Source organism: Lentzea sp. NPDC006480, from assembly GCF_040611995.1.
GTDB lineage: Bacteria > Actinomycetota > Actinomycetes > Mycobacteriales > Pseudonocardiaceae > Lentzea.
Genome location: NZ_JBEXPJ010000183.1, coordinates 1 through 17,173, shown reverse-complemented (window position 1 = coordinate 17,173; position 17,173 = coordinate 1). Strand labels below are relative to the sequence as shown.

Annotated in this window: 10 protein-coding genes and 1 pseudogene; 3 read left to right on the top strand and 8 right to left on the bottom strand. The window is 64.3% G+C overall.

Annotated elements, in window-relative coordinates; translation table 11 throughout:
- Positions 1-239 precede the first annotated feature (239 nt).
- Entirely contained in the window at positions 240-374 is a 135-nt protein-coding gene (locus ABZX92_RS39715; protein WP_355570635.1) for a hypothetical protein, read from the top strand.
- Positions 375-382: 8 nt separating this feature from the next.
- Here the strand turns inward: ABZX92_RS39715 and ABZX92_RS39710 are convergent, their stop codons facing one another.
- The 7 genes from ABZX92_RS39710 to ABZX92_RS39680 all read right to left on the bottom strand — a co-directional run bounded on the left by ABZX92_RS39710 (position 383) and on the right by ABZX92_RS39680 (position 11,283).
- Positions 383-1,240, bottom strand: coding sequence for a carbohydrate ABC transporter permease (locus ABZX92_RS39710; RefSeq protein ID WP_355570634.1), 858 nt, complete (start codon positions 1,238-1,240; stop codon positions 383-385).
- A 12-nt stretch (positions 1,241-1,252) separates the two neighbouring features.
- Complete coding sequence (locus tag ABZX92_RS39705; protein WP_355570636.1) at positions 1,253-2,101, bottom strand: sugar ABC transporter permease; 849 nt, start codon at positions 2,099-2,101, stop codon at positions 1,253-1,255.
- A 139-nt stretch (positions 2,102-2,240) separates the two neighbouring features.
- Positions 2,241-3,509 carry an extracellular solute-binding protein gene (locus tag ABZX92_RS39700; RefSeq protein ID WP_355570633.1) on the bottom strand — a complete coding sequence of 423 codons (1,269 nt, stop codon included), beginning with the start codon at positions 3,507-3,509 and terminating at the stop codon, positions 2,241-2,243.
- 2,595 nt (positions 3,510-6,104) lie between these two features.
- The gene (locus ABZX92_RS39695; protein WP_355570632.1) at positions 6,105-6,530 is read right to left on the bottom strand and encodes an SsgA family sporulation/cell division regulator; all 426 of its coding nucleotides are present in this window, start codon (positions 6,528-6,530) and stop codon (positions 6,105-6,107) included.
- Positions 6,531-7,237: 707 nt separating this feature from the next.
- Entirely contained in the window at positions 7,238-8,872 is a 1,635-nt protein-coding gene (locus tag ABZX92_RS39690) for a hypothetical protein (protein WP_355570631.1), read from the bottom strand.
- Positions 8,873-9,167: 295 nt separating this feature from the next.
- Entirely contained in the window at positions 9,168-9,515 is a 348-nt protein-coding gene (locus ABZX92_RS39685; protein WP_355570630.1) for a hypothetical protein, read from the bottom strand.
- Positions 9,516-9,660: 145 nt separating this feature from the next.
- Positions 9,661-11,283 carry an NB-ARC domain-containing protein gene (locus tag ABZX92_RS39680; RefSeq protein ID WP_355570629.1) on the bottom strand — a complete coding sequence of 541 codons (1,623 nt, stop codon included), beginning with the start codon at positions 11,281-11,283 and terminating at the stop codon, positions 9,661-9,663.
- A gap of 688 nt (positions 11,284-11,971) precedes the next feature.
- Between ABZX92_RS39680 and ABZX92_RS39675 the strand changes: the two genes are divergently transcribed.
- Complete coding sequence (locus ABZX92_RS39675; RefSeq protein WP_355570628.1) at positions 11,972-12,553, top strand: response regulator transcription factor; 582 nt, start codon at positions 11,972-11,974, stop codon at positions 12,551-12,553.
- A gap of 646 nt (positions 12,554-13,199) precedes the next feature.
- On the opposite strand, the pseudogene ABZX92_RS39670 reads toward ABZX92_RS39675, so the two are convergent.
- Positions 13,200-13,352 (bottom strand): annotated as a pseudogene (locus ABZX92_RS39670) (IS5/IS1182 family transposase); the annotation flags it as partial.
- 1,851 nt (positions 13,353-15,203) lie between these two features.
- On the opposite strand from ABZX92_RS39670, the gene otsB reads away from it, so the two are divergent.
- A partial coding sequence (gene otsB, locus ABZX92_RS39665) for a trehalose-phosphatase (protein WP_355570627.1) occupies positions 15,204-17,173 on the top strand: 1,970 nt, incomplete at its 3' end.

Genomic DNA, 17,173 nt, shown 5'->3' with positions numbered 1-17,173 from the left:
GGAGGGCGGCCGGGTGCGACCCCGCGCGCCGCCTCATGCATGGCGCGAGCGCCCAACGCGGACTACCCAATGGCCCTGGTAGGACCAGAACCTGTTGCGCTGACGAACGTTCGTCCCGAAGCAGGCACTGTCCCGCCGTCATTCTGGCGCAGGAATCGTTCAGCGATACCCGCGCCGACGCCTCCGATCTCCTGTGACCATCCAGCCGACTGGAACCTCGCACACGAAGGAGCCGTCCGATGGACGTCGAGCCCTACCCATTCGAAGAACCGGTGCACAGTGCGCGGGAGCTCACGACGCGCGGCTACGTCATCACAGACAACGGTGTTATCACAGGCACATACGACGACAGCGACGAGGATGGGGCGGTCTGACCGCCGTCTCATCGTCCTCGCGGTGCCCCGCTCATGATCCCGTTGACCAACCGCCGCGCAAGAACAGCGAACAACGCGATCATCGGCAGCACGCCGAGAGTGGCTCCAGTGATCATCAGGCTGTAGTCGGTGAAATAGCCCCCTGCCAGCTGCGAGACCACCACCTGTACGGTCGGGCTGTTCTGCGGGTCGAGCACGATCAGTGGCCAGAAGAAGTCGTTCCAGGACACCATGAACGACAGCATCGCAAGCACGCCGAGCTGCGGGCGCAATCCGGGCAACGCCACATGCCAGTAGACGCGCCACAACGAGCACCCGTCGACGCGTGCCGCGTCCACAAGCTCTTGTGGCACTGACTCCTCACATGCCTGACGCATCCAGAAGACACTGAAAGCGTTCATCAACCCTGGCACGATGACGGACCTCAGATCCCCGTACCACCCAAGAGCGACAACGAGCATGAACAGCGGCACAACACCGAGTTGGGCAGGCACCATCGTCGTCGACAGCACGACGAGGAACAGCGGTCCGCGGCCGCGGAACCGCAACCGTGCGAACGCGAAGCCGGCAAGGCTGGACAGCACGACGTTGGCGAATGCAACAACTGCCCCGACGACGAACGAGTTCCGCAGTGCGGCCCCGAACTCGACCTTCTCGAACACACTGACGACGTTGTCCCAGAGGTTCTCGCCCGGGATCAGCATTGGCGTACCGCGCGCCACCGCTGTCGAATCCGCTGTAGAGACCACGATCGACCAGTACAGCGGATACAGCGAAACGAGAACCACAGCGACCAACGCGAAGTACACCCACCAACGCGACCCCGCGCGCGTCGGCCGACTGATCGTCGCATGTGGGAGCCCCATCGAATTCGCTCCTCACTCGGACGATGCCAACCGACGCACGAAGCTGAAGTTCATCGCGGCGCACAGAAGGGTCAGCAGGAACACCATCCACGAGACAGCAGCCGCGTAGCCGGCGTCGAACAGCTCGAATCCCTTTTCGTACAGATACATCGTGATCGTCTGGAGCTGCCGATCGTCCCCGCCCAGGGTACCGCCGCCGAACAGCCGAGGTTCGGCGAACAACTGCAGGCCAGCGATTGTGGAGGCGATCACGGTGAAGATGATCGTGGGCCGGATGGATGGCACGATGATCGACCAGAAGACGCGCCAGGTCGAGGCACCGTCGATCACCGCCGCCTCGACCTGGTCCCGCGGCACCGACTGCATCGCTGCCAGATACACCAGCGCGTTGTACCCCGTCCAACGCCACATGATCATGACGGCGACCACAAGATAGCCCGTCAGCCGGTGCGTTGCCCAATCGACACGGCCTATGCCGACCCAATCGAGCACGGCGTTGACGACGCCGTAGTCGCGACCGAACAACTGCGAGAAAACCAGGCCCACCGCGACCACGGACACGATGTTCGGCACGAGCACACTGGTGCGCCAGAACATCCGGCCGCGCAACCCGCGGTCGAGCAACGCCGCCAGCCCCAATGCTGCGAGCAACGTAGGCACAGTGGCCAACATGAGCATCGCAGTCGTGTTGGCCACGGCGTTGCGAAAATGCTTGTCACGTAACAGGTCTGCGTAGTTGCCCAGCCCGACGAATCGCTGCTCACCTTGCAGCATCTGCCAGTCGTGCAGCGAGATCCAGCCCGTGAAGGCGAGTGGGAAGAGTCCAAACACGAAGAACAGCAGGAAAAACGGAGAAATCATCAGGTACGGCGTCAACCGAAGGTCCACAAGCGACCATCGATGCCCACGCCACGTCGGGGTGCGAACGTTGTCGGGCGAATCCGGCAGTTTCCTTCGGGCGCGGGTGCGACGGCTCAGGTCGAACGCCACCGAACACACCTCACTTCAGCGCCGTCTTTGCTTCGGTCACGGCCTGCATGAAAGCCTCCTGCGGAGGCTGCGCACCCGACTCGGCACGCCCGAGCGCGGCACCGAAGATGGGCCGTACGACGGAGTCGCGAAGTCCTCGGTAGCTCGGGTGCAGACCGTCGGCCGCGCTGGCGAAGAGCTTGCCCACCGGTGCGCCACTGAAGTAGTCGTCGGTTTTGCCCACTACGCCCGGATCCTGGTAAATCGACGGCTCGCTGGGCAGGCTACCGGTGTCCAGGAAGATCCGCTTCTCCTGCTCGGGAGCCGTGAGGAACGCTGCGACGTCATACGCCTCCCTGGTGTGTTGCCCCTGCCGCGGCACGGTGAGGAAGGAACCACCTTGGTTCCCGCCACCTTCCGGCACTGTTGTCACGTCCCACTTGCCGCGGTTCTGATCACCGCCGGCGTTTTTGACCAGCGTCAGCATCCAGGCCGGGCACGGCATGGTGGCGAAGGAGCCCTGCTGGATCGCGACGGTCCACGGTTGGGTGAACGGGCTCACCCTCGCCGTCTGACCTTTCGTGCCGAGACGCGCGGCTGTGTCGAAGGCGCGCTTGAGGTTGCTGTTGCGATCACCGATGAATGAATCGTCTGCGCGCGCGAAGTATCCTTCTTCCGATTGATTGAGCATGGCGGTGTAGATGCTGGCCGAGGAGTCGGCGAACTTCACGTCAGGTTTGGCCTGGGCGAACCTGTCAGCAGTTCGCTCATACTGTTCCCAGGTGGGCCAGAGCTTCGCGACCTGTGTCCGGTCTGTGGGCAGCCCGGCCGCCTGGAAGTAGTCCTTCCGGTAGCACATGGCCAGGCTGCCCATGTCGGTGCCCAGGCCCATCACAACCTTGCCGGAATCTGCAAGGCCCTGCTCCCACTTCCAGCTCACGTAACGGCTCTGCAGGTCGCGAGCGCCGAGATCGGCCAGATTGACGAACTTGTCGAAGGACTGGCGCAGTTGAGGCATGTAGCCTTCCTCGACGGCGACGACGTCGGCAGCGCCCTTCCCTGCCGCGAGCTGGGTCACCAGCGACTTGTGGTGGGGATCGAACTCGGAAATCCGCGGCTGCAGCCGAACCCCTGGATGTTGCGCCTCGTACTCACGGAACAACTGCTGGTAGCCGAAGTCGCCGAAGGTGGCGACAGTAATTGTGATCTCCCCGCGGCCACCACCGGTTGCACACCCAGCAGCGAGCAGGGCCACCACAACGACAGCCCATCGCCCTCGCCCCCGACGTCTGGCACTCATCGGACCTCCTCCGCGCTGGCCCCAGGCGACTCCGGTTACATATTCTGTTGGCGGCGGTCCAGCCGATCGCGGCAGCAGGATCGAACGGGCAGAAAAACCTGCCTCAACACGTCCCGCTGTGCGTCGGCGAAACGCTCAGTGCGACGGGCGGGCATGGTCGATACTCTGTGTTGATTGGAGCCAACACCGATCGAGGGTGTTCTGGATCTGTCGCGAGTCTGCCGCGGCGAGCTCGTCGTGACTTTGCGTGGGCGCACCTGCAGCCGGAGTGTCTGTGACCAGGCGGCACCACGAACGTCTTCCTCGCAGCGGAGCGTGACATGAACGCCCCGGTCAGGCAGGGTGAGCGCCGACCAACCGAGGCATGGCGCGGTTCCCCATCAGCCCAGTGCCTACGCGAGATCACCACGACACCGTCATCGCCGATCGGCCATGCCGACATCCGCCGGCCAGCCTGCGTATTCCAGCCCGCCGTCCCTGCGTACGGCATCTATTCGTACACGGTAACTTAGATCACGCCGTCGGCATGCGACGACAGCACGCTGATCTCTCCGCCATAGTCGACCCCCGGCGACGGCACCGTGATCTCCTGGTCCAGGAGATCACGGTCCGATTCGCGGGGGTGCCGAACCCGATGACGGCACCCCCGATGATCGGGCCAGACCAACGAGGGTGATCCGTGACGGTTGCGGACCTGGTACCCGTAGACGTTGATCGGCTCGGCCCTGGAGCTGGCACCAAACCCCGCGAAGCTCCGGCCTCCGCTCGGCACAACCTGAGCGGTTAGTTGCCCCACGCGCCACGGGGACGAAACCGACGAGCGCAGGTGCCCACAAGCAAACCCTGAGCCTTGCGCAAGTAGCGGACACAGATGTAGCAATGACCACCGAAGCAGCAAATGCGAACGAAGCCGCGGCGGTAGCGGTGGTCCGCATGATAGAAATTCATAATGCTACTGGATAGTCAGCCAATGAAATCCGCTGAAACCCCTTGACTGCTTTCCGGAACAGCCGACGATGAAGTCGACCAGGAGGTTCCAGCGACACGGTCAAACCTGAGTTCCTGCTGCCCCCTACCCGTGCATCGGTCAGGCCGCATCAGAAACGGGGTGTAACACATTCCGCCCCTTTTCCGTGATGCAAGCCCGTACGAGCCAGCCGACGGCAACCTGCCTCGCCGGAACGATTAGATCCTCGGCGATGAGGTGCAACACCGCCACATGATCACACCAACCGCCGTCGATGCGGAGGTTGGGTACGCAGCTGACCAACAGCTCCGCCCGACCGGCCTCGACCGCCCGCAGCGTGGCGAGTTCTCGGCAGCTCAGATCATTTCGCTCCATCATGGCAGTCCGCCCTCGTAGTGCTTCGTGTCGCACCAGAGTGAGCCATGCCGATCCATGAAGTCTCAACGGCGCCTGGCTGGTCGTGCGGCACCGGGTGAAACGTGCACCTTCAACGCGAACAAGGGCACCGACCTCGACATACCGCGGCCGCAGCTGCGACGTCTGGTTCACTGAATCTCCGGTCTTTCTCCACGCGCCGAGGTTACCGATCATGGGACTTGCACACGAGGCCACCGAGCCCTGGACGACGGCCAGCGAAATCATCGTCGGCCGGGATGTCAACGCGATATCGATGCGAGCGGGACTTGGCGCGGAAGTACATCACCACCTGATCCTCGGCGGGCATCGTGGGACCCTGTTCGTCTCCCCGGGCCAACCCCCTCGGTGGGTCTTTCTCACCGGTCCGTCGGGGCCGATACGAGTAAGCACGCTCAAGGATCTGCTGCTCCTCCAGGTCGCGTTCAAACCAGTCGGTTCCGTGCTGGCGCTACCTCCGGAGAATGGAGGCACTTGGGTGGTGCCGCCCGCGTCGAGCTGGCCGTTCCCGTGGTATGCAGTTCTCACAGCTGCGCGCAGAACTACCGGGGCATCCTGGTGATCAGCCACGTCCTGGTGATCAGCCACGTCGTGGAGCTGTCTCAAGGTGATCGCACGATGACCGCTCAGATGACGCCGAGTTACAGCGCGTAGGCGACAGCACATGCACGATTGCGCAACTGAAAGTAGGAAAGCATCGGCGCCGGAGGGAGCAACCTGTCGCTCCGCTGCCGCTCAGCACCATCGGGCATGTCACGCTCGCGCCCCGACCACCTCAGGACGTTGACCAGCCGCTCGTAGATGACCCGAGCGCCTCGGTAACACCGCCGCCAAGCCGCACTCGACGGCCGCGATCGGCTTCGAACTGACGGAGCACACCCATCACGTCAACGGTGGCGACATCGGCCGCTGCGACGAACAACCTGAGCGGCGCTCAGCCAGTTCCCCAGAGGGAGCTCCAGCTCAGGCCGCAGCCTCAACTGGCCGGCCAGACGAGCGAAAGGGTTGGGAACGGTGGCGTAGTGCGCGACGCGAAGTCGGTCCATTCCAGGAACGTGCCATCAGGACGACGTCGACCTGCGGGTCGAAGCGAAGCGTCTTACGGCGGGCATGCGGAATCTCCGTGGCGCCCGGACAGGCGGAATCGGCAGTGGGAGGGGCGCACGATGGATGGCGCCCACCCTCCAACGGAACGAACGTGGCCGTGGCGGCGATCAGCAGCCGTCGGACCAGCGAGCGAGCAGGTCGTCGATCGCGCTGTCGATGTCGATGTGCTCGTGCTCGTGGCCGAGCGGCACCGCGATCGTGCTCGCCCGAAGGAACTCAGCGATGTCATCGGGCGCGGTACGGAGCCGCGCAGCGCCGGTATCCGAAATCAGTTCGATGATCAGAGCGCCGGTCGTCTCCGGCCGCAACCGGATATCGCCCTGTCCCACCGGAGCGGCCAGACCATCGATTAGCATCTCTCGGTCCAGCACCCACTCCACCTTGCGGCGAGCCCCGCCGTCGAATCGCATCGTGACCGTGTAAGGGTCCTCGCATGTGTACTCGAGCTCGACGCCGATCTCGCGTACGTTGCCGTGGGCATCAAGCAGGTCGAACCGCGTGTGACCGTGGATGGCTGGCGAACAACCTCTCATGACGACCTCTTCTCGGGACCGCGACCGCCGCGGTCGTGCGGTGGCCCGAACCCCGCCTGGCGAACACTGACGCGGCATGGCCCGTAGTGCGGATTCAGCCTGTTCGCGGATGCGTGGATCACCTGCCGGTTTCCCACCTTGACTCCGCCGTCTCAGTGTCAACACGGCCGCTCCATGAAATCTTAAGAAGACCTCAATGTTGTCTCCCGTGGCCCTGGAGCAAGGCGAAGGCTCACGAGGCACCCTCCGGACCTGTCCCCGCCTACCTCGGATCCACCAGCACCATCCCGTCGTTGCCGGGAGCTACCTCGCCCGCTGGTACTACCACCTGAGGTGAGACTGCTTCAGCGCGAGAACCGGTTTGAGCTTGCCGGACCTCTCGCCAGGAGTGAGCTCGACGAGCGGAATCCGCGCCGCGGCCGCATGCAAGATCGCGTTGCACAATGTTAGGTGTGACAACTGACTTGCTTCAACCGTGAGCCTGGTAGACCCCCGGATCACTACAGTTCCCTGCCTGAGTCGCCGCAGGGCGCCAGCAGTCTCAGCGATCACGACGAGCGGATGGCAGTGGCCACAATCGCGGATGGACAGGACCCAGTAGGCCAAACGCGATGTGCACAGCGAACATCGCAGTTCGTCCACACAGGACTCGTTAACCTCAACCGTGAAAGCTCGCGAACGGTACTTAACCTGACGCGCCTAGGCGTTCACACTTCACCGGACCACACAACACGCACCTCGTGCACCGTCTCCGAGACTCCGTCATTACCGTCAAGGCCTGGCATGACGAACTCCCACACCGAGGGACCGTCCCGACTGCTGAGGTCGGTCGTCGTCCAGGCGAAACCGTTGGCCGGAGAGCAACTGATCTCAGCCTCGAACCGCTCCCCACAAGTGATCGTCGCCTGCCAGGTTTGTTCAGGCTGAGGTGAAAGCACCGTCATTTGCGCCGAGCCAGACGCCAGTTCGGACTCGTACAGGCGGACCTCCCCGGCGTGGCCCAGATCCACGGTCGCCGTTGCCGCGGCGACATGCACGACACCATTCAGTGATGCTGTCACGCTGTGGTCCGCACGCGACACCGAAGTGCAGACGACACCACCGAAGCAGTCGAGCACGGTGCGCAGCCCGCGCCCGTCGTCGAAGCACACCCCGTGTGCCCAGACCAACGTCGACCCGGCGCCGTTCTGCGGCGTGACGAGCACCTCCAGAGTGCCGTCGATCGCTCGCGCCGCGCACACCGAGTTCACGGCCGTGACGATGCGACCATCCGCGGCCACATACCAGTCCTCCTTGATGTCGCTGGCCCGCACGCGCCCTGCTTCCACTGCGAAGTCCTTGTCGCCCCACCGCACTCGCACCGTAGATTGGCCCGAAATGACAAGTTGGTCGCCGGCGGAGGCCACCAGCACGCCGTTCGACCGGCTCACGCTCAGCCCCACGAGCTCGAGCTCCGCGCCCCGCAGGAACGCGTCGAACGCCGACCGGCAGTTGTCACACGAGTCCGGCCCCGGCTGACCAACCGCAATGGACATCCAGCGGTGCGTACAGCCGAGCAGATCGAGCTCGCCGGTGCGGCGGTCCCAGCTGACGCCCGCTGGCTCGTCGTCAACGGACTCGATCATGACGGCCGCATTGGAGACTGTTACCCGCCAGCCTGTGCGAGCACAGCGCACGTCCAACGCTCCAGAAGCGGTGATCTCGGCGGCGCCCTCCGCACAGCTGATCCGCGTCTGGCCGCTGTCTGGATCCAGTCTGAACACGGTGCCGCATTGCCGCACTTGCGCCTTGTCCAACCGGTTCACCTCGAGTTCGAGGTCGTCGGCGAATCCGACGCGCGCGGCGTCTGCATCCACCTGCGCCGTCGCCTCGCGCTCACCGGTTCGCACTCGAACCGCCCCTGTGCCGAACCCATAGGCCACTCGAGGTTCGTCGTCTTCGTCAAGTCCCACGCGAAGTGCGAACGGGTCACGTATCGCTTTGAGCCTTGCCGTCCGCACCCGCACGCCCGCTCCGGAGAAAGCCGCCGAAGCGGAGTCACCGAGCTGGACTTCGTTGTTGCCTAGTGTGAAGGTGGGTGAACCACCCACCTGGAAGTACACGTCCATGCGGCGTTCGCAATCGCTCTGGCGGCTCGTGACACCGCCCGACGGACCGCTGGTCATCAGACGGTGCTCCGCGCCGAACGCGGTCACTTTCGACTTGGCGCCGCCAAGCGGGGTGATCATCGTGCCGCACTGTTCCGAGGTGACCACCTGGTCATCGCTGGCCGTGGTGGCCAGGCCGGAACAGATCCCGTCGCACGAGCGGCGGGCTTCAGCGAGCGTCCGGCTGCCACACACCGGCAGTCCTCTGAAGACAGCGTTGTCATCGGCCCCTCCCCGCAGCGCACCGAGGCTGACAGACCCAAGCTACTGTCCAGTTGCCGGGAAACGAATAGCGCATTGCGAACTGGCCCGAACGGCCACGAATTCATGCTCCAACGGTCGACCGAAGCTGGATCGGTCGTCTCATTAGGAGCGAACCCGGAGTCGTCACGCGGTCAGCTGTACGCCGGAAGCTCAGTTGGGCGGTGCCAGCTCCGCCTCTACCGTTGCCCTGTCCTCTTGATGCAAGGGTCCGCGAGCAGCTCGAGGGTCAACGAGAGCCCGGTTCTTGTGTGCCGATACTCGCTGACTTTGCGCCAGGCGTGCTCTCGGACAACACCGACTCACCTTCGGCGCGACAGCCGGCACGCTTTCCGACGACCATCGACGCGGCCTGGTGGTAGTGGTCCGCGGCCTCGCGCCATCGCTCCACCGGTACCAGGCTGTCTGCGATATTCGTGTGCAGCATGAGCATGACCTTCACGACTTCGTCCTGGTTCGCCTCGGTACGGCGGGCTTCAGCCTCTGCAAGCAGCGCTAGCGCAGTTCCCATCCACAGCCTGACGTCGAAGTAGTCGTAGTCCATCGACATCTCGTACGCCTGCAGGTTGTGCGTCATGCCCACCTCAGCTGGCCGAGGCTGAGCAGCACGGTTCCAGCGCACGTGTGCGCCACCATGTTCCCAGGGTCATGACCCGATCTGCCGGGAGACCACACTCGCGGGCCGAAGCGAGCGGTGCGTGACAGCCGTCGTGCCACTGGTACTACGCCCGGGCGACCTGGGTCAGCATCTCGACCTCGGCCACATGGTCGCCCAGCTCCCGTGCTGCTCGTGCTCCGATCTCGAAAACCTCGTCTCGGCGGAACTCCGGCCCGCGTCCTCGCACGTAGTGGTACAGCGCCCAGGCGAGATCGAGTGCCGCCTGGTACCTGCCGAGTACGGCGAGCTCGCGCAGCACGGCCAGCCAGTTCGTCGCCTCGTTGTCGAGCCATTGCTGCGCCTCGGCCAGTGACTCGAACTGGCTGTCCTGCGACACCTCGGACACGCCAGGATAGAAGAACTGGCCCGCCGCACACGACATTCGCAACACGTAGGCATAAACGTCGTCACGTAGTTGGTTGTGCAACTGTTCGGGTTCGTCCGTGGCAAGGCACTCACGAGCGAACAGGTGGAGCAGGTCGTTGAATTGCAACCGCCTCGGTGCCAACGTAACGGCCAGCAAGGACGCTTCCACCAGCTCATCCAGGTGCTGGTCGATCCGGTCCGCTGGAACTCCGGCGGCCACCGTTGCCAAATCGTGGTCGAAATGCTCACCAGGGATGAGTGCGAGGCGGCGGAACACGACTTGCGTCATCGACGACAAGCGCCGCAACGACACCTCGAACGCGGGACGCAGCTGCAGGTCGCCCGCCGACAGCGAGTCGAGCCTCGTCCGCTCGTCCTTCAACTGCCGCACGAGACGCGCCAGCGACCAGCCCTGCCGCGCCGCCAATCGGTTGCCGACGATCCTCACCGCGAGAGGTAGGCCACCACACAACGCGACTACCTCGGCGGCCGCCACCGGTTCCTTCCGCACGAATTCCTCACCCACGATCGAGGTGAGCAAATCGAGCGCGCTCGGCAGGGGCAACACGTCCAGTTTGAGCCACCGCGCCGCTTCCAGGCCCGCGAGTGCCCGCCGACACGTGACTATCGTCAGACCGCCCCCGCCAATGCCCAGCAGCGGCCGAACCTGGGCCTCGTCCGCAGCATTGTCGAGCACGACCAGCACTCTCCGGTCGCGCAACAACGTCCGGTACAACGAGCCACGCTCACCCTCCGCCGGTGGAATGCGAGTCTGTGGCACGCCGAGCGCGATCAAAAGGCTCTCCAGCGCGGCGGCGGGCTTCACCGGTCGATCGTCCACACCACGCAGATCGAGCGCGAGACAACCATCCGGAAACCCTGCTGCAAGCCTGTCCGCAGCCGCCACAGCGAGCGACGTCTTCCCCACCCCCGGCGGCCCAGACACGACGAGAACGCCACCGGCTTCGGCCTCCCTGGCTATCCGAGCGAGCTCGCGTTCACGCCCGACGAGCGCCGGCACAGCAGGCAACGCGTACAACATCGTCCGATTGCCGGAACGCATCGATCGACGCCGCCCCTCCTTAGCGAGCAACACGAACGACTCGTACTCGTCGCCGAAGAGCCCCAGCGCCAAGGCCAGTAGGTCGGCCGAACGCTCCTGCGCGGCGGCGGCACGGCCGCGCTCAAGCTCGCGCAATGCGCGCACGCTCAGTCCCGACAACCGGGCCAAGTCCGCCTGCGACATGCCGGCAGCCATCCGGTACCGCAACAGCGATTGGCCGAACGACGAGTTGAGGGTGGAGTCGGGCAGGTCGGTCACAGCGGGTATTCAACCGGGCGAAATCCACTGATGAAACACGCCCATATTCTCCGCTTGCCGTCCGCGCAGCACAGCGACGACGGTCTGAGCTGGGCAGACTTAGATCCCATCACCCGTTCGTGTCATCCGGCGCCCCTTCGACCCACTGTCAACAGTTACCCGTCCGGCCCTGCAACCGGGGGCGATCGGGCACAGTTGACCTTCCACGCCTGGGAGCCGCCCAACATCATGATTCCCGCGGAACTCATCCAGTCTCAATCGAGGACCGCTAAACTAACAAAGGGACAGTTAAGCGCGAATTAAGTAACTACTAACCCCACCTAATGGACCTCCGCCGCCCTGGCGACCGAGCACACGACAAACACCGATCGCCCGTCCAAAGATCAACACCCCTACGTGACACGGCACCACCCACAACCCTCCGAACAGCGAAAATCCGTCGCTGCCGCACTCTCCTCACGATTGACGGAGCAGCACTCCCTAATGGGTGAACTTTCCCAGGAAAGTCGTTAACGAAGTTAACGATTCGACCGGCAGCTTTCCGCTTCACCAAAGCTGCCGCCCCCAAATCCTTGGTGGCTAGCCCACTTCGAGGTTCCCTACGAGCATGACTTCGCACACCGCCCGGCTGAGCGAGTTGCGTCGCTCAGTGACGACCTCCCCGGCGCGCCGCACGGCCGTCCGCCTGTTGGTCCGGGCGAGCGACCCGCTCATTGCGTCGGGCTTGGTCGCGATGCTCAGCCCCGTCACCGGACTCGACATCGTCGACGACGTCTCCGACGCCGATGTGATCGTCGCGGTACCGGACGACGGTCTGCACCTCCTGCTCACCAACAGCTACGCGCGGCTAGTACTGATCGCCGACGGTCTGCGCCAGGCAGAGCTGTGGACCGCTATCGAACACGGCCTGATCGTCTTGGTGTCGCGAGCTGAGGCGACCAACAGGGCCCGACTGTTGCGGGCCATCACCGACGCCAGCAAGGGCAGGGGCGATCTCCCAGCAGAGCAGCTCGGCGCGATGCTGCAGAGTCTCAAGCACCTCCAGGAAAACACGCTCGCACCCCGCGACCTCACTCTCAGCGGCCTGAGCCTGCGAGAGACCGAGGTTATCCGGCTGCTCGCGGACGGGATGGACACCGCTGAGATCGCAGAACGGCTCATCTACTCCGAACGCACGGTCAAGAACGTCCTGCACAACATGCTGAGCCGGCTCAACCTGCGCAACCGCGCTCACGCTGTCGCCTATGCGCTGCGCCATGGGTTGATCTGACCAGGCCGACGGGCCTGTAGTCGCATCCACTTCACCCAGTCATACCACTCGCGCCCAGTTTGCTGGCCTGCGCCCACGGGCCGAATGACACGTCGAGTCCTCGAGGGGACCGACATTCTTGCAGTCCGTATCAGTGTCCGTTCTCGAACCACACCGGACGCGCTTCAGCCATCTGGCGATCCAGGACCTCGGAGAGCATCTCGGCCGTGAGGAAGTCGCCCCGGTCGACAGCCGCCATCATCTCGATCGCTACAGCAGTGGAAACCCTGACCTCGAATAGGTTTCGTGAGAGTTCCCCGTGTCCTGACCTCGTCGCGGCGTCCTCAAGCCGACCCAACAGGCCTTCAAGTTCCTTCACAGCCCACCCTCCACAATCGACTGTTGCAATTTTCGCGCCCCAACCACACCTCCGCGACCAGGCGGACCTGATTCCGCCCAAACGAACACCACAAGCTGCCCATCATAACCTGATGGTGCATCATGTTGGCTGTCCACTCGGAACAGTTAGTCGGCGCGAGGGCTTTGCCGAAGTACCCCAGGTCGATCTGCTCCCCTTTCGCGCTGGCGGTCTTCTCGGCGAGGCGGTCGGTGGAGAAGATCTCACCGTCGAGAATGCCATGGGCTCGTTCTTTGCTCGTTCCAGCGCTTCGTGCAGCTCCGGTGCGCGCTCGGCGAGCACGGTGATGATCTCGTCGAGATAGCGACAACCGGTGGCGCACGAGATGCCGTGATCGCGTACGAGCGCAGCGCTGTCGCCGTTCTAACGGAACCAGCGCAGACCCATGACGGCTTGTCCGTAGCAAATCAGCGCCCTGGTTCCCCCATGGTGCCGCGGTCACGACGTTCGGCAAGACCAGACGGCCCAGGTATGGGCCAGTTCGCTGGCTACATCGAGTGTGGCACGATAGGTGATCACGGCGGCTTTCTGACTGGGATTCGATCATCCCAGATCCAGACCTATCAGGCGCTCCCCGCCCTGCTGCTTCTAAGCCCTAGCAGCACGCCGCCATCCTGCACGAGAATCACCCCAGACAGAATCCGGTATTCAGCGCTAGAATCTGCGCCGCTAAGATCAACTCGTTGCACTATCTACATAGGTACACAGGTATGTTCGGGCAGATATCAGCGTTGCCGAGCAGTCCACCCAATATGCATCGATATGGTAGCCGCAGGGTTGGACACACCGCTAAAGGCCTGCAACCTGTCCGTGCGCAACCTTCCATTGACAGGACCGTAGATGAATTCCACATTAGGAGACCATTTATGAGGATGGCTGCCGCAGTTGCCGCCGCTGGCATCGCCCTAGCCAGCGCCGCGATTACTGTGCCGCCAGCAATGGCCGGGTGTGCTCGAACTATCGCATGGAGCGTCGACCAGGGAGTTGTTGGGCAGGTAGACAACTGCCCAGGGGCCCGGGCTGATAGCTGGTCCTGGATTTACGACGGAGGCTGGAACGGGCAGGTGGCAATTATCGAGCTCGAATTTGTTCACGGGGATCACGGCTATCTTCCCAGCGGAGACGGACGTTCGAGCGCAAACACATGGGCAGACGACATTCGGCGTGCGCGGCTGTGCAAGCAATACTCTCTGTCACTCCCGAGTCGGCTTTGTGGTGGGCGGCACTATATGTAGGAAACTCACGAAATTCAGACACGAGCAGCTCGCCCGAAAGCCGTGCCCTGACGTGCACCGGCGTTCGAACCACTCATCCTCTTCCGATATATGCTCAGCCGTTCCTGTCTCGCACTCACCCATTTCGGGCACGGACGACCCACCTGAACGCGTTGAGATTATTACCGACACTCGCTCCTCGCGCGGCTGCTGCTGACCAAACCGCAACGTGGACGTGGCAGCCGAATCGCTGCAACCAGTCAGCCAGGCACTGCCTACCGAGCACGACCTGACGGAGATGATGCGGACACGCATGGAGTTCTGGTGCATGCGCCGCCAATCAAAGCCTGTGGTGCGACCTCTCCACAGCCGTGGACACGGTGCTGGAGAACGTCTTCCAGCACCGACTAGCTGGATCATGCTGGTGGTCGAGGATGCCGGCCTCGGTGTGTCCGCACAGGGCGAGGCGGTGGAGCGGAGGTGTTCGGCCGGATGAGACCCGCCATCGCCTGGGAGGCGGCGGAGTCCGCCGGGGGCTCGCTGCACGTGGAACGCCGCAACCGGGCGGCGCGCAGATCAAGATGCACTTCGGCGAGGTAGGCAAGGCACCCGGCGACTCGAAAGGCCGCACAGGTGGCGGCTCTGATGCACCGCATCGCTTACGGATGTAGGTGCCTGCCATCCTGGAAAGGAACGGACGGCAGGCACCTCCTCGCGCGCCGCCTGGGGTGTGGCGGGCACGAGGTCCACCAACCGGATGCCCTGCACATCCGGGAGGTCACCAGTCATGAGAATCGTCAGTCTCGATCGGACGTTTCCGCGATTCACAGCGGATGACTCTCAGGTGGCACACTAAATCCCCTGCCACCCCGTCACCAGCTTCTGCAGTGAAATTGGAGCCCTTGGGCAAGTTGATGTGCGTCGGCGGGCAACCGGGTTACCAGAAGGGACTTCCTCATGCTTGCCTACGCAGTGAGTGCGTGTAGGTGGAGGAAGAATTCAAGTGACGGCTCTTAGCCCGAATATCCAGAGCGCCGGCATGGCGCCCGTGCGCGCATTGCCGGTCAAGCTCCGGCAAGCCCTGACGAGCATTGCCAGGTCGCCGCACCTGCTGGTCGCGTGCGACTACGACGGCACGCTGGCCCCGATCGCCGGAGCGCCGGACGAGGCGTTTCCCGACCAGCGCTCAGTCGCGGCACTGCGCTCACTCGCCGCACTGCACGAGACGACGTGCGCGGTCATCTCCGGGCGTGCGCTGCGCGACCTGGCCGCGCTGTCCCGACTACCGGGTGAGGTGCACCTCGTCGGGTCGCACGGGTCGGAGTTCGACGTCGGGTTCGTCAACGTGGTGTCCGCCCGTGCCCGTGACACTCTGGCCGCTCTGCGCGATGAGCTCGACGCGCTGGTCAGGGTCACACCCGGTGCTCTTCTCGAGTTGAAGCCTGCTGCCGTCGCGGTGCACTACCGAAACTGCTCGGAGTCCGTGGCGCAGCGGCTGCTGAAGGTGCTGGAGACCGGTCCTTCCACCTCGTCCGACCTGCAGGTCACGTACGGCAACGCGGTCGTGGAGTTCTCGGTGGTGGAGACCGACAAGGGCCGCGCTCTGGACGTGTTGCGGCACAGAGTCAATGCTACCGCGGCGATGTTCCTGGGTGACGATGTGACGGATGAAAAGGCGTTCGCGCGCCTGTCCGGTCCCGACGTCGGCATCCGCGTGGGTGCCGGGGAATCGCTGGCAGAGCACCGCATCGACGATCCTGCCGATGTCGCCGCCGTGCTGGCGTTCCTGCTTGAAGAGCGTCGGGCGTGGTTGCACGGCGACCAGGCGGTGCCGATCGAGCGGCTGACGATGTTGGCGAACGAGCGTTCGGTGGCGTTGGTGACGCCGGATGCGAAGATCAACTGGTTGTGCCACCCTGAGCCGGACTCGGCGGCCATCTTCGCCGATCTGCTGGGCGGTCCGGCCGCGGGCCACTTCTCGATCAAGCCGGAGCACGGGTCGCTGCCGCTGGGCCAGCGCTACCTGCCGGGCACGATGATCGTGGAGACCCGCTGGTCGCGTTTGGTGGTGACGGACTATCTGGAGCACGACGTCGCTTCGCACCGCACAGATCTCGTGCGGAAGATCAGTGGCTCCACCAATGCGGTGATCACGTTCGCACCGCGGCCTGAGTTCGGCCAAGTGCCGGTGCAACTGCTGCGTGAGCGCGACGGTCTACGCGTGGTCGGCACCGCGGATCCGATGGTGCTGCGTTCCCCCGGCGTCGATTGGGAGATCACTTCCGATGGCATCCACGACACGGCGACGGTTGCCGTGTCCGTGGGTCAGGGTTCGTCGCTGTTGCTCGAACTGCGGTGCGGTGCGGAAGACCTGTGCGAGTCTACTGTGGACGAACCGAGCAGGCACCTCCGTGCGGCGACCTACTGGTCCGACTGGGCAGCCGGCCTGAAACTGCCGGGTGTACAGGACGACCTCGTCCTGCGGTCGGCACTCACGTTGCGCGGCCTGGTGCACGTGCCGTCCGGTTCAATCATGGCGGCGGCCACCACGTCGCTGCCCGAGGAGCTGGGCGGTGTCCGCAACTGGGACTACCGCTACTGCTGGCTAAGGGATGCGGCGATGACCGCATCCGCGCTGGTCTCCCTGGGGTCGTTCACCGAAGCAGAGGGCTATCTGGGCTGGTTGCACGGCGTGCTCGCCACGCTGCCCGGTCCCGAGCGTCTGCACCCGCTGTACACGTTGCACGGCACGCAGCTCGGTGCCGAGGCTGTGATCGACACGCTGCCGGGGTACGCGGGTTCGCGGCCGGTGCGCGTCGGCAACCTCGCGAACCAGCAGGTGCAGCTCGACGTGTTCGGCCCGGTCGTCGACCTCGTGGTGCAGCTGGCCACGGCCCGCGGCTCGTTGTCGGATGCCGACTGGACGATGGTCCAGGCGATGGCCGAGGCCGTCTCGCGGCGCTGGCACGAGCCCGACCACGGCATCTGGGAGGAACGGCACGCGCCGCG